Annotated in this window: 14 protein-coding genes and 1 pseudogene; 3 read left to right on the top strand and 12 right to left on the bottom strand. The window is 40.3% G+C overall.

All coding sequences use genetic code 11. The features are described from left to right. Positions 1–392: pseudogene (locus tag QZU45_RS03540) on the top strand (hypothetical protein); the annotation flags it as partial. Between the two features lie 115 nt (positions 393–507). Here QZU45_RS03540 and asnS read toward each other — a convergent pair. The 5 genes from asnS to QZU45_RS03565 all read right to left on the bottom strand — a co-directional run bounded on the left by asnS (position 508) and on the right by QZU45_RS03565 (position 4,012). Beyond that, positions 508–1,908: an asparagine--tRNA ligase gene (gene asnS / locus QZU45_RS03545; RefSeq protein ID WP_295351695.1), complete on the bottom strand. Its 1,401-nt coding sequence runs from the start codon at positions 1,906–1,908 to the stop codon at positions 508–510. A gap of 19 nt (positions 1,909–1,927) precedes the next feature. Further along, complete coding sequence (locus QZU45_RS03550) at positions 1,928–2,461, bottom strand: hypothetical protein (RefSeq protein ID WP_295000782.1); 534 nt, start codon at positions 2,459–2,461, stop codon at positions 1,928–1,930. Further along, positions 2,445–2,918: a hypothetical protein gene (locus QZU45_RS03555; RefSeq protein ID WP_295351698.1), complete on the bottom strand. Its 474-nt coding sequence runs from the start codon at positions 2,916–2,918 to the stop codon at positions 2,445–2,447. The genes QZU45_RS03550 and QZU45_RS03555 overlap by 17 nt, the downstream gene beginning before the upstream one ends. A 227-nt stretch (positions 2,919–3,145) precedes the next feature. After that, positions 3,146–3,787 (bottom strand): hypothetical protein, encoded by a 642-nt coding sequence (locus QZU45_RS03560; protein ID WP_295351699.1) that lies wholly within the window; start codon positions 3,785–3,787, stop codon positions 3,146–3,148. Positions 3,788–3,802: 15 nt separating this feature from the next. Next, entirely contained in the window at positions 3,803–4,012 is a 210-nt protein-coding gene (locus QZU45_RS03565) for a SlyX family protein (RefSeq protein WP_295351702.1), read from the bottom strand. Positions 4,013–4,077: 65 nt separating this feature from the next. Here QZU45_RS03565 and QZU45_RS03570 point away from each other — a divergent pair, with 65 nt between their 5' ends. Beyond that, the gene (locus QZU45_RS03570) at positions 4,078–4,611 is read left to right on the top strand and encodes an NUDIX domain-containing protein (protein ID WP_295351705.1); all 534 of its coding nucleotides are present in this window, start codon (positions 4,078–4,080) and stop codon (positions 4,609–4,611) included. A 105-nt stretch (positions 4,612–4,716) separates the two neighbouring features. Here QZU45_RS03570 and corA read toward each other — a convergent pair whose 3' ends face one another. Both corA and QZU45_RS03580 read right to left on the bottom strand, forming a co-directional pair. Beyond that, on the bottom strand, positions 4,717–5,670 hold the full coding sequence (corA, locus tag QZU45_RS03575; RefSeq protein ID WP_074943858.1) for a magnesium/cobalt transporter CorA: 954 nt from the start codon (positions 5,668–5,670) through the stop codon (positions 4,717–4,719). 221 nt (positions 5,671–5,891) lie between these two features. Next, positions 5,892–6,545, bottom strand: a complete 654-nt coding sequence (locus QZU45_RS03580; protein WP_074839273.1) for a GntR family transcriptional regulator — start codon at positions 6,543–6,545, stop codon at positions 5,892–5,894. Between the two features lie 279 nt (positions 6,546–6,824). Between QZU45_RS03580 and QZU45_RS03585 the strand changes: the two genes are divergently transcribed. Beyond that, entirely contained in the window at positions 6,825–9,281 is a 2,457-nt protein-coding gene (locus QZU45_RS03585; RefSeq protein WP_295351709.1) for an inorganic phosphate transporter, read from the top strand. A gap of 105 nt (positions 9,282–9,386) precedes the next feature. On the opposite strand, the gene QZU45_RS03590 is transcribed toward QZU45_RS03585, so the two are convergent. The 5 genes from QZU45_RS03590 to sstT all read right to left on the bottom strand — a co-directional run bounded on the left by QZU45_RS03590 (position 9,387) and on the right by sstT (position 14,025). Beyond that, the gene (locus QZU45_RS03590) at positions 9,387–9,968 is read right to left on the bottom strand and encodes a manganese efflux pump MntP family protein (RefSeq protein ID WP_295351711.1); all 582 of its coding nucleotides are present in this window, start codon (positions 9,966–9,968) and stop codon (positions 9,387–9,389) included. Between the two features lie 232 nt (positions 9,969–10,200). Beyond that, positions 10,201–11,403, bottom strand: coding sequence for a nucleoside transporter C-terminal domain-containing protein (locus QZU45_RS03595; RefSeq protein WP_295351714.1), 1,203 nt, complete (start codon positions 11,401–11,403; stop codon positions 10,201–10,203). A 29-nt stretch (positions 11,404–11,432) separates the two neighbouring features. Continuing rightward, positions 11,433–12,053 (bottom strand): uridine kinase, encoded by a 621-nt coding sequence (gene udk, locus QZU45_RS03600; protein WP_295000762.1) that lies wholly within the window; start codon positions 12,051–12,053, stop codon positions 11,433–11,435. A gap of 228 nt (positions 12,054–12,281) precedes the next feature. Next, positions 12,282–12,605, bottom strand: a complete 324-nt coding sequence (locus QZU45_RS03605; protein WP_256211080.1) for an HU family DNA-binding protein — start codon at positions 12,603–12,605, stop codon at positions 12,282–12,284. A 175-nt stretch (positions 12,606–12,780) separates the two neighbouring features. Next, complete coding sequence (sstT, locus tag QZU45_RS03610) at positions 12,781–14,025, bottom strand: serine/threonine transporter SstT (RefSeq protein ID WP_295351718.1); 1,245 nt, start codon at positions 14,023–14,025, stop codon at positions 12,781–12,783. Positions 14,026–14,140 lie beyond the last annotated feature (115 nt).

Genomic DNA, 14,140 nt, shown 5'->3' on the forward strand with positions numbered 1-14,140 from the left:
GTTATATCTTTGATAACGATCTGCACCTTTACAATCCTAATTCTGTGGTCGAGTCTCTTTTAAGAAAGAAGTTTTTAAGTTACTGGTCTCAGACTGAAAGCATCGAAAGCCTAAGCCAATATACAGATTTGAACATGGCAGGTTTGCGTGATGATATAGTCTCTCTTATTGAAGGTAATGAAATATCAATAAATTGCGCAACATTTCAAAATGATATGACAACCTTTACCAATAAGGATGATGTTTTAACACTTCTGATTCATTTAGGCTATCTGGCCATAAATCCAGATTCTATGATTAAGTCTTTTGATAATGATAAATCTTTTGCAGTCCATATTCCTAATGATGAAATAAGAAAGGAATTTAAGAACATCAGGAAGAACTGGAGCTAATTAGCAGATAGGGCTTTTTTTGAATAATTGCTTTATCAAAGTTAAACGTATTATCAAATAAAAAGGGGGAGCAAAGCTCCCCGTATTTCTATTCAATCACCAGCTTGAATAAAGCTTAGAACTCAGCTGAACGTGGAGTACGTGGGAATGGAATTACGTCACGTACGTTGCCAACACCAGTGATGTAAACAATCAGACGCTCGAAGCCTAAGCCGAAGCCTGAGTGTGGAGCTGAACCGTAGCGGCGCAGATCTCTGTACCACCAGTAGTCTTTCTTGTTAAGTCCAAGCTCATCCATACGTCTGTCAAGCTTCTCAAGATTATCCTCACGCTGAGAACCACCGATGATCTCACCGATGCCTGGAGCTAAAACGTCCATAGCAGCAACAGTCTTGCCGTCCTCATTCTGCTTCATGTAGAAAGCCTTGATATCCTTTGGATAGTTCTTAACAACTACAGGAGCCTTGAAGTGTTCTTCAGCAAGATATCTCTCGTGCTCTGACTGCAGATCGATACCCCATTCAACTGGGTACTCAAATTTCTTGGTGGCTTTCTTTAGAATCTCGATTGCATCGGTGTAATCAACCTGAGCAAAGTCTGATTTTACGAAGTTCTCAAGACGGGTAATAGCATCTTTATCAACACGCTGAGCGATAAAGTTCATGTCATCTGAACGCTGCTCTAAAACAGTCTTGAATACATGCTTTAGAAGACCTTCAGCGGTCTTTGCACAGCCGTTTAAGTCAGTAAATGCCATCTCAGGCTCAACCATCCAGAACTCAGCTAGGTGACGGGTGGTGTTTGAGTTTTCAGCTCTGAAGGTAGGACCAAAGGTGTATACCTTTGAGAAGGCACTGGCATAGGTCTCAACATTCAGCTGACCTGATACGGTCATGTAAGCGTGTTTACCAAAGAAGTCCTTGGAGAAGTCAGCCTCGCCCTTGTCGTTCTTTGGCACATTGTTTAAATCGAAATTGGTAACAGTGATCATCTCACCTGCACCCTCACAGTCAGAAGCTGTGATAAGTGGAGTTGCCACCCACATGAAACCGTTCTGCTGGAAGTAGCTGTGAATTGCATAGGCAACGGTGTTGCGGATACGCATTACAGCTCCCATCAGATTGGTACGAGGACGCAGGTGGGCATACTCACGCAGGTACTCAACAGTGTGACGTTTTGCTGACATAGGGTATGTATCAGGATCTTCAACGAAACCAGTTACGATAATCTTGTCGGCTAATACCTCATAAGCCTGCCCCTTACCTTCAGAAGCCTTTAAGGTTCCTTCAACTACAACAGCACAGCCGGTGGTCAGTCTTAAAACATCTGACTCATAATTATCCAGATTATTCTGAGCAATAACCTGAACGCTGTCAAAACCTGAACCATCGTTTACAGCCAGGAATGAAAAACCGGCCTTTGAATCACGACGGGTACGAATCCAACCTGCAAGAGTTACTTTTTCACCGATAGCAACCTTTCCTGCAAGGATTTCTTTTGTACTTAAAAGACTCATAATCTGAAAATCCTAATTATTATTTACTTGTTTTTAATGAATTCATGTACTCAGGATCAAGATGTCCTGCACGTGTCTTTACCAGGAACTGTCCCTTTGGATGCTTGGTATCTTTGTTAACCAGTAAAGCTGGAAGCTTTTTGGTTTTGTTTTCATCCAGGAATCTTTTCAGTTCGTGGGCTACGCTCTCACCTGCAAAGCGGCTCTCGATTGGCAGAGTGGTCTCATCAGGCATTACCAGCATGCCCTCAACGATAGTGATACCGTGGGTTGGAACAATGTTTTCAACTCTTGCAACCACCTGTATACCTGTATTCTGTGCAATACGTGTTTTAGCATAGATGTAGAAGCTTTTTGCAGCAAGAACACCAAACAGAATCACAAAGAAATACTGAAGCCATGGCTGTTCACCTGTAGCCTCTAATACCCTGAAAGCCAGAATGATACCGATACCGGTAACAAATCCATAGATGATACCGAAGATTAACTGTACTACAGCAATTCTTGGTTCAAAGGAATTCTTTCTGTAATCTGCGTTAGTTAGCTGTGCCATGGATTATACCTTTATAGTTTTTCTTGACGTTGAATGCAGACTCAGCATTCTTGGTGTCTTCATCAACGATAATCTCAACAGTTGCATCAACCTGCAGCTGAAGCATTGGATTTGAAATCAGACTCTTCTTTGCAACAGCATAGGTCTTGTTTGCGGGAACGAAAGTTAAGAACTGCTTATCCTCACGATTAACGATCTGAGTATCAGTATCGTTTACATAACTAGCAGCTTCTCTGCCGTTTAATTTGATATTGATTTTTACCTTATCAATAGGCATTGGTTCGGCTGATGAGTGATGAACAGTGTAGTCTACCAGAAAGCCTTCAACATTGTTTTTATTCTGGAACTCAACTGAATTGATATTCAGGGTCATCTTACGTGCGCCCTCAGGAAGTGATGTACAGCCAGCTGCAAGCAGGGCAAGAGAACCTGCAACTGCGATAAGCATTTTTTTCATAATCAATATTCAAAATAAATAAAAACTGAGTGAACATTATACGCTTTGAATGGGCGTTTTTCCAATTTTATTGAGATGTAACACCTTAAAAATCTACTGATTTTCTCTGAATAATTAAGAGGATGACAGAAAAGGAGAGTTTTGAGGATTTTGTTTGTGACTAGAAGAGAATGTCATTTTTAAACCGCCTCTTATGATTAGATTGAGGCGGCTGTCGTTAAGAAAGATTACTGCAGATTTTTAAATTTCTCTAAGGCCAGATTGTAGATATTTGCCAAAGACTGTTCTGTAGTAGTCTTGTATAGAGTTCTGGTATCAGTCAGCACTTTTCTGGTCTGTCTGTTCTTAAGATTGAAATGCTTCTGTGCTCCCTGATTCTGAGTGTAGACATCCAGTTCAATATCAGAATTGATGTTGTCATTGATCTTATCAAGACCAGCCCAGGTCCAGAACTGTTTGATGCTTACAGCCATAATGATGGTATCTGAATCCTCGGCTGCAGCCTCCTGAACAACGGTATATCCGTCATCACTTAAGGCTCTTTCAAGAATCTCTCTAACAACCATGGTTACAGTCTTGTCTCGTGGCAGCAGCATTGAACCGGTCTGTGAACCGAAGGTGTTCTTCAGTCTGGCATAGGCACGTGATTTGTAATCAGGACTTAAAATTTCTCCTGATGGCAGATTAGGCTGATTTTCATTACCCACAAAAAGACGGTTGTCGGTAACATCAGCAATGCATACCTTCGGACCGTTGTTGTATGAGACAACTTCGATAGGGGATTTCAGATCAACAACATGTTCACCGTTAGAACATGCACTTAGGAACATTACAGCAAAAAGCTGCAGCAGAATTACTAGTTTTTTCATTTCTATACCTTGAGATTAATAATGAGGTGGTGGCACTTCATCCTTTTGTGAGCGGGTTGCATAAGGGTCTCCTACCTTAGAATAAAGAACCTTAAACTGTCGCTCTAGTTTATCCATCTTGTCATATAAATCACTTAGTTCTTTTGACTGTCTATCAATGAGATCTTCAAGCCAGGCAATCTTTTCCTCAAGTGAGATTATGTCGTTTCTGTTTTCTTTTTCCATAAAAAATCCGTTGTTTTTTAGTCGCACAAATTATATGCTTTTTTCAGTTAATTTGGAGAAAAATCATGTCAGCAACAGAATTAGTAGACATTGTCGATGAGGACAATAACATCGTCAAGACTGTTACCCGTAAGGAAATGAGAAAAGATCAGCTGCCTCACCGAGCATCCTATATTGCGGTGATGGATCATAGCGGTAAGTTTCTGATTGAAATCAGAACCTTATGCAAGGATTATTCTCCTGGTACCTTTGATGCTGTAGTTGGTGGAGTCATGCAGCATGGTGAGGATGAAATCCTAAGTGCCAAAAGAGAACTATTAGAAGAGATTGGCGTGGATGCTGACCTGCCATCCTGTGAATTCCACAGTTTCGGGCCATATAAGATTATCTCAAAGAGCGGTATGCGTTATTTCTACGGATATCTCTACCTTGCAGTTACCGACAGTATCACTGTAAGACAGAAGAGTGAGGTTTCAGGAATTCTTTATCTATCAGAAGAGGATGTATTAAGGTTAGCTGATTCTACAGCCTATGATTCAGTTGTTGCTTTTAAGGAAATTGTTAAAAGGGCAAAAGAGCAGGGGCTGATTAAAAAGTAATTTTTATTCTGTCTATTTTGAATAGATACTGATTACACTGATTACAAAAAAGGCTGAGTTATCTCAGCCTTTGTCATATCAATAATCTGTAGATATCGTGTCCTACTATAGCCAGCCTTTCTTTCTGAAGAAGAAATAGGTTATAGCGGCAGATAGAATCATCATTCCAATGGATAATGGGTAACCCAGGTACCAGTCAAGTTCTGGCATGGTCTTGAAGTTCATACCGTAAACAGATGCAATCCAGGTTGGAGGCATGAACACTACCGCAGCCACTGAGAAGATCTTGATGATGCTGTTCTGCTTCTGATTGGTATAGCCCATTGAAGCTTCCAGCTGGAAGTTAATCTTGTTGGAAATAAATGAGGTGTGAGGCAGAATAGACTCAATATCGGTTAAAACCTCATCCAAAATTCTAATCTGTCGATCTTCAAGAGAACTTCCGAAGGTCTTTCTGATGAATCTTAATGCTCGTCTGGTATCGTGAAGAGCCTGCAGAATCTGGGAGTTCAACTCCTCCTGATTTACAAGTTCCTCAAGAGTTTCATCCACGTGCTGTTCATCGGTTATCTGATCGGAAGTTTCTTCCAGAGTGCTGTATGCATCCTCGATCAGATCTGATAACTGATCCACTTTCAGTTCCTGCAGTTTTACCAGGATATCCAAAGCAGAACGTATATCGACCTTATTATGTCTGATGTAGTAGCGAAGTAGTCTGACAATGGAAATATCATCCTCACGGAAAGAGATCAGAAGATTCTTTCTCATTGTGAATGACATGTTCACACCATGAGTTTCGTTTGAAATTCTCTGTGGAAATAAGGAAAGAATATGTACACCGTCAGGTCCTACACGGAAACGTGATGATGACTCAATGTCATCCATCTCATCTTCTTCAGGGACATCTTCTACAAGTAAAGCTTCAAGCCAGCTACGTTCTTCCTCATCAGGCTGATTAACATCCAGCCAGATAACGTCTGATGGCAGGGGCTCGGTTGTTTTAATTGGAACGATAGCTAGGGTATCGTCTTCTTCATTTAAAAGGCATGCTGAGATCATCTGGATTCTCCGAAAAACAGCAGACGCTGTTTGGTTATTCGCACTAGCAGCATGGCATAAGGCTGTTTCTTTCAGCCCAAAGCTACCAATAGTTTTTTCCGTGTGTATTTTTTCACAAAAGAAAAATTTTTGCCACACAAAAAAACATATTATTTGAAATTTCTTTGTGTGGAATTTCTGGAGTGTGAAAAACAGTTCAGGAATACAGATGTTTCTTTAGATCAGTCAGCATCAGAGAGATTGAAGTTTTTCCAGTAGGCTCCGAACTCTGGAAGAATATGCTCGCGAAGTAGTTCTACCACCCGTCCGATATTCTTTTCCCGAATTGCATTGGCAATATTCTGATGCTCAACAATTGATTTCTGCATATGCTCAAGGTTATTGCCTAAAAAGTTTCTGGCAGTATCCATAATTGCAGATATTCTTTCAAAGGAGGTTATAAAGTAGTTGTTCTCACATAGGGAAACCAGGGTTTCATGGAACAGTGAATCCTGCTGCAGATAGACATCTCCCTGATTTAAGGCCAGGGCAGATTTCATCTTCATGATAATGTTCTCGGTTCTTTCTATCAGTTTTTCCTGATTCTGACCAAAGGAGAGGATCATTCCCTGAGATTCGATTACAAAACGGAAATTCAGGAGATTTAAAAGTTCTTTCTGCGACAGAGAGAATACATAGGTCCCGCTTTTTGGTTTGCGCACGACCAGACCTTCAGCCTGAAGTCTTTTTAAGGCATCTCTGATAGGAGCCTTGTTTCCCTTTAATGACTGTTCAAGAGTTCTTTCAGAGATTTTTTCACCCATGGCAAAAGTGCCATTAACGATCATTTCTTTGATGCGTGTGTAAATAATGTCTTTCTGTAAGTCGTGTTCCATAATTTTTTTTACGTTTATTTGACGTTAAAAATTTTCTTTTCATTATATGATCTGCAATCTCAATTTCCCAAATTTTCTAAAAAAAATGGGGTATTGAACCAAAATAACGAGATATTTGTCACAATTAGGGGATTGTTACTTTTTTTAATTTTTTTCGTGTATTTCTCATAATTATTTTTCAAATTAAAACTGTCTAATACATTGAACGTCAAGGCTAGCCAAAACCTAGCTAACTTATGCTAAAATTCGAGAAAATATTAGAACACAATTAGGAAAAATATGTTTGAAGCAATTGTCTTAGTTTTAGTAGTCATGCTCATGCTTCTTGCCACCTTGGATCTTTTTGTGGGTGTAAGTAATGACGCCGCCAATTTCCTTAATTCCGCAGTTGGCACAAGAATCGCTCCTTTATTCGTTATTATGCTAGTCGCATCCGTTGGAGTTCTGTGCGGAGCAACCTTCTCGTCGGGAATGATGGAAGTCGCAAGAAAAGGAATGCTGTTCCCGGAGCTTTTCTCCTTTGAGGAAATAATGCTCATCTTTGCGGCAGTAATGATTTCAGATGTGCTTCTTTTAAATCTGTTCAATTCCTTCGGTCTTCCAACTTCCACCACTGTATCAATTGTGTTCGAGCTTCTTGGTGCTGCAACCTTTGCCTCTTTTTATAAGGTATACGGAACAGACCTTCCGCTCTCAGATATCTTTAACTTTATTAAACTGGACAGAACCGCAACCATCGTTTCTGCCATTCTGCTCTCTGTAGTTCTTGCCTTTATTACCGGCATGGTGGTTCAGTTTGTCTGCAGACTTTTATTTACCTTCAGATTTGACCGTACCATAGGTTATCTGGGCGGTGTATTCTGTGGTTTCTCCCTGACTTCCATCTCCTACTTCCTGGTTATAAAGGGAGCAAAAGGCGCTTCCTTCATGAAGCCTGAGTATCTGGACTTTATTGACACTCACTTCAACACCATTATGTGGGGACTGTTTATCGGCTTCTCACTGTTGGGTCAGATTATTGTGCTGCTTAAGGGCAATGTTTTCAAACTGATTATTCTTGCTGGAACCTTTGCGCTTGCTTTCTCATTTGCAGGAAACGATCTTGTAAACTTCGTTGGTGTGCCTCTGGCTGCTTTAGACAGCTATGAGTTCTGGTCCGCCAATGCCCTGGGTGATAAGTCATTCCTGATGTCTCATCTTAATGAGAATAACGTTACCAGTACTTTCTGGCTGTTTTTAGCAGGCTCTGTAATGTGTCTGACTCTGTGGGTAAGTAAGAAGGCCCGTCAGGTGGTTCAGACCTCAATCAATCTGTCATCATCAACCTCTGGTTCCCGTGAGCAGTTCGGTGCTTCAACAATCGGCCGTATCATTACCAGAATGGGGCTTGGAGTTTCCCGTGCTGTATACAGAACTGTACCAAACAATTCTGCTAAATTTATCCGTCACCGTTACAGACAGCCAGCAGTAGTTAAAGGTCAGGACAGACTTCCTTTTGACTACGTAAGAGCCTCTGTAAATCTGGTGGTTGCTGCAACTTTAATTTCCGTTGCAACTTCCTTAAAGCTGCCTTTATCTACCACATATGTATGTTTCATGGTGGCCATGGGCTCATCTTTTGCCGACGGTGCCTGGGATAGAGAAAGTGCAGTATACAGAATCTCCGGTGTGGTTACAGTGATTGCCGGCTGGTTCTTAACCGGTATCTCAGCATTCAGCTTTGCAGCTTTTATCAACTTTATTCTGTGTAATCTGGGCTTTTATGCAGCGCTATTCCTGATCCCATGTGTATTTGCTCTGATTATCTATACCAATTTCATCAGAAAGACTCAGACCGCTGCTGTAAGCTCAATTCTATCAGCCAAGTCTGATCGTGAGATTCTGAACAGTGTTGCTTCAACTGTTCCTAGCTACTACGAAAAGGAAATTACCTGCATCAAGACCGCTCTGGATGCTTTCTTTGAAGACAATGAATTTGGTCTTCGCAAGGTTAGAAACAAGGCTTCAAATATCGCTGATGCAATTTCCATCGAAAGAAGTGCCTACTACTCTTTAGCTGTAGGTTCTGAGCAGAAGCTTCTGCCGGTAAAGAATCAGGCTCCTAGCAGTACCAATGATGCCAAGTTCTTCTTCTATCTGGTATTCTCAAACTTAAGAGAGGCTTCAAAGTCAGTTCATTATGCTCTTGATCAGGCTGTAAATCATGTAGCCAACCGTCATACCATTTTCGGTGGAGCAATGAAGGATAGTCTTTTTGATCTGGTCAAGAGAATCGACAGACTGGTAGACGATCTGCGAGCTATCGAGACAAAACAGTCTGCTTCAAATGTAGAGTCTGTTGTTAAGCATGCCAAGAAACTTAACCGTGATATTGATAAGTGTCAGATGGAGCTGGTTTCTATTATTGGTAGAGAACACGTTTCCATGCATTCATCTGAGATGTATCTGACCTTCCTGCAGTGTATGCGTGATCTGGCTAACCGTTATGTAGCTGTAAGTATGCAGGAGCGTGCATTGGCTGAGATTGTTCTTGGAAAATCTCATCTTGATGAGGCTGACAGCCAGGTTCAGAGTTCATCTTTAGCTACTGCCTTCCGTGAAGATCGCGAGGATATCAGTATTTCCACTTCAGATAATAATGATTCCAAGATAGTTGCTCCTTCCTATGAGGATGACGGTGAGATGATTATTCTTCCAAAATCACCTGCAGCTATTGAGCAGGAAAAGAACTCATAGTATCTGGTTTTTAAAGAATACAAACAAGGCACATTGGATATTTCCTCTGTGCCTTTTTCGTAGATGTATCTGTATGTGTCTTGAATCAGCTCTATAGCTTTTTTATCAGAAGCTGGTCAGTCTGACTCCGTGCTCGTATAAGATCTTTGTTCCTATTAAAAACAGGGTAAGGGCTCCTAAAACGTTAAGTATTCTATCCAGTCTTCTGAATCTTGATAGCTGCTGTCCTGCCATAAAACTTCCAAATGAAATCATAAAGCAGACTATTCCGATGATTAGAGATGCATATAGAATTCGTGGATTGGTAGTCAGCCCCAGAGAAAAACCGACAGCAAGTGCATCAATTGAGGTAGCAATTCCAAGACTTAACAGGATCATGAAATTGATGTGCTTTGCCTCCTGTGTTTCTCCCTCAAATGCTTCTTTGAGCATATTTATGCTAACGCCTGTGAGAAGAATAAAGGCCAGCCAGTGATCGTACTCATCGATAAGACCGATGATGGATTCTCCTCCTATAAAACCAATCAGAGGCATTAAAAACTGGAAAAATCCAAAAGTGAAAGCCATGGCAATAGCATGGCGGAATCTGCTTTCTGACTCGGACTGCTTTTTTCCGTAGATAACTGAACATACAGATGCATCTATTGATAGGGCAACTGCGGTTAATAAGATTTCTAGTGTTGTCATTTATTTTCCTGATTTGTTGCGGTAATTATAAAAGATCTCTGAGGAAAGCGACAAAACAAATTTCAGAAGACATTAGATATGCAGAATCTTTTTTGTATTGTGTTCTGGTATAGCAGGTGCTTTTTTGGTGGATGTGCGTTTGTGAGATATTTTGGTTGGAGAATAAGCAAAAGAAAAGCTAATATCCACCTGTGTGAATATTAGCTTAATGTTATTTTACAAATCTAAACTGTTAACCGAATGACAGAATCAGACCTACCAGGAAACAGTTAAACAGATTAAGGGCAAAGGCTGCAATCAGAGCTCTTACGATAATCTGTGCCAGAACCTCTTTCTTTGGAGGATATAGTGCACCGATTGAAGCTACACATACTGCCATACTGCCGATGTTTGCAAAACCTGCAATTGCAATACATAGAACAGCCTGTGTTCTGTAGTCCATACTCTGTAGAGCTGGAGCTAATTCAGAGAAGGCTACGAACTCATTTAAAACAAGCTTTGAACCTAAAAGCTGAGCACCAAAATCAGTATATTCACCGCTTAATCCCATAAAGAAGGAAATTGGATAGAAAATCCAGCTGAAGATTTTCTCAATGGTTATACCGGTAGGTGATAGGATACCGTTAAGCAGAGAAACTACAGCTACAATGGCAACTAAGGATGCGGCGATAGCTGCAATCATTCTTACACCGTCCATAGCACCGTTGCCCAAGGCGTCAATTACATTACAGCCTGACTGCTTTCTGTCGATTTCAAGTTTTGCTGTAATAGCTACCTCTTCCTGCTCAGGATACATGATTTTGGCCATGATAATTGAGCCAAAAGGAATCAGAGTACAGGCCAGGATCAGGAACTCCATAGGAATACCCAGGGCATTGTAGCCGCCAAGAATAGATACGGACATACTTCCCATACCTGCAACTACCACTACGAAGATTTCACTTCTGGTCATGTTTCCAAGGTACTTTGCAATCAGTAGTGGTGATTCGGTCTGTCCTAAGAACATATTGGCAACAGTGATGAAGCTTTCAACACGTGTGGTACCTACAAACCTACCTACGATGGAACCGATAACTTTGATGATTAATCCTAAAATACCAAGATAGGACAGTACACTTACCAAAGCACCGAAGAAAATCAGGTTGGCCAGTACCTGGAAAATAAAAATAAAGCCTGATTTTTCGATGTTGATAAGAGGTCCAAATACGAAATCAAGTCCGTTTCTGCCGTAGCTTAGAACCAGGGTAAAGGCATCAGAGATCTTTTCAATGACCCAGATACCGGCAGGAACCTTAATAAAGATAATGGCGACAATGATCTGGGCAACCAGAGCCTTTACGATCATCTTCCATTTGACTTGCTTTTTGCCGTTTGAGCAAAGGAACATCACTCCGATAATCAGAGCCATTCCTATAAGATTAAGTATTGGTGCCATATATGTGTACTCATGTTGTAGGTTAATGTTTAATCTTGTTTTGAAGCAATAATGCTTTCTATCTTGGTTTTGACAATATCAAATGCGGCTTCGTTAAGAGCACTGTTAATAATAATATCTGCAACAGACTTTGTTGGTTCAACAAACAGATTATGCATTGGTTTAACAGTTGCCAAGTACTGGGAGATAATATCAGGAAGCTCTCTTCCTCTCATCTTTATGTCTCTTGCAGCTCTTCTAAGAATTCGTTCATCTGCATCGGCATCAAGGTAAATCTTGTAGTCAAACAGATCTCTTAATCTTGGTTCATGAAGTACAAGAATACCTTCAACAATAATGACTTTACATGGTTTGATGAGAACTGTTTTATCTGATCTGTTGTGCTGTGCAAAATCGTAAAGAGGCCCCTCGACATCCTGTCCGTGTTTTAGCATTACGATGTGTTCAATTAAAAGGGAGGTTTCAAGTGAATCAGGGTGATCATAGTTGATGAGTTTTCTCTTTTCAAAGCTCAGATCATCACGTCTTCTGTAGTAATTATCATGATATAAAACTGTCAGATTATCTCCGAAATAATCTTTAAGTCTTTTGGTAAAGGTTGATTTTCCAGAACCAGTGCCGCCTGCTATTCCAATAAATACTGTTTTCACTATCTTACTCTCTCCAATTTAAACAAGATTATGTAATACTCATCTAAATTGTTAATATTTATAATAATCTCTAACTAGAGTTACATGTATCTATACACAAACGGTGGCTATTATACATGATTTACGTCACATTTAATGCCGTTTTTTTACGGGACTCGAGAATTGTCAAACTCAAAATAGAAAGCCAGAATTTAGACAATTCTGGCTTCTTATATGGATTTAGAAAAATTACTTCTTCTTGTTTACTGCATCTTTTAGAGCTGAACCAGCTGAGAAAGCAGGAACTTTAGTTGCTGCAATCTTGATAACTTCACCGGTTCTTGGGTTACGACCCTGACGAGCAGCTCTCTTTGATACCTTGAAAGTACCAAAGCCAATTAGCTGTACGGTGTCACCCTTAACTAATGCTGCCTGAACAGACTCTAGGAAAGCCTCAACAGCCTTCTTTGAATCAACCTTAGTTAGACCACTAGTCTTTGCAATTGCATCAACAAGTTGTGTTTTATTCATAGTATATTTCCTTTGTGGTTGTTTGTTGTTTGTTTTGAATATACATCAAATCTTAGCTGTATCAACGTTTTAAAGCCTTTTTTTATCGGAATCTGTGAGCTAGATAAAAATATTTACTTCAAAAAGCCTTGTTTTAATGCGGTATCTGAAAAAAAGAAACCTCCAGAATGCTGTATTTATGGGCAATCTGGAGGTTAGATTTTTTTTGAAAAAGTTATTAGCTGTTAGCTGCTTTCCTTTCTGCTCTTTCACATGCTGCTGCAGTGAAGATTACATCGGTTGAGCTGTTAAGTGCAGTTTCGCATGAATCCTGAACTACACCGATAATAAAGCCGATACCGATAACCTGCATTGCGATATCGTTTGGAATACCGAAGATTGAGCAGGCCAGAGGAATCAGCATTAGAGAACCGCCGGCAACACCTGATGAACCACAGGCACACAGAACTGAAGCAATACACATCAGGAATGCTGAGGCGAAATCAACATGGATGCCTAAGGTGTTTGCTGCTGCCATAGTCATGATTACAATGGTTACACCTGCACCTGACATATTAATGGTGCATCCCAGAGGAATTGAAATTGTATAGGTTGCCTTGTTTAACCCAAGTTCTTCACATAGAGCCAGGTTAACAGGAAGGTTTGCTGCTGAAGATCTGGTGAAGAATGCGGTTGTACCTGATTTTGCCAGACACTTGAATACAAGTGGATATGGATTCTTATGAGTGGTCAGGAATACCAGCACAGGGTTGATGATTAAAGCGATAATCAGCATGGTTACAACCAGCACTACAACTACATGAACATAGTTTAACAGGTTGGAAAAACCGCCTTCCTGAGTACATGATGAATAAACCAGACCAAATACACCAAGAGGTGCACAACGGATTACCATACGGATAACACCGGATACTGCAATAGCCAGATCATCTAATACTCTTTTAGTATTGTCATGTGAATATCTGAACATCATGCCCAAAGCAATTGACCATAAAAGAATTGCTACGAAGTTACCGTTGATGAAAGCTGAAACAGGATTCTCCACAGCCTGAGTTACGAAGTTAACCAAAACCTCTTTGATTCCCTGTGGTGCTGAAACATTTGCGTTGGTTGCAAGCTCACTGAAGGTGCTTGGATACATATAGCTCATAACCAGAGCCAGACCGCCTGAGAGCACCATGCCTGCAAAATATAATACAATAATAGGCTTTAGGTTGGTCTGCATACCGGATTTGTGTTTTGCAATAGCAGCTGATACTAGAACGAAAATCAGAATAGGAGCAACAGCTTTTAAGGCTTTAACGAAAATAACACCGAAAGTTGGAATAACAGTGGTGTCGTATGGATAAACAAAAGCTGCAAATATGCCTAAAATCAGACCGCAGACAATCTGAAGTATAAATGGTGTTCTTGAAAGAACCATAAAGAACAGCGGTCCTTTTGGATTTTCACTCTCTAGCATAGTAATTTCCTTGAAATGCTTAAAATTAACTCATCGTTTTACAAACAGCTTTTATTTCAAATCTGTTTTGTTTTTTTATCGAAATATTGTCCGATAAGAATATTTACAATAAAAA

The organism is uncultured Succinivibrio sp. (assembly GCF_902756765.1).
GTDB lineage: Bacteria > Pseudomonadota > Gammaproteobacteria > Enterobacterales > Succinivibrionaceae > Succinivibrio.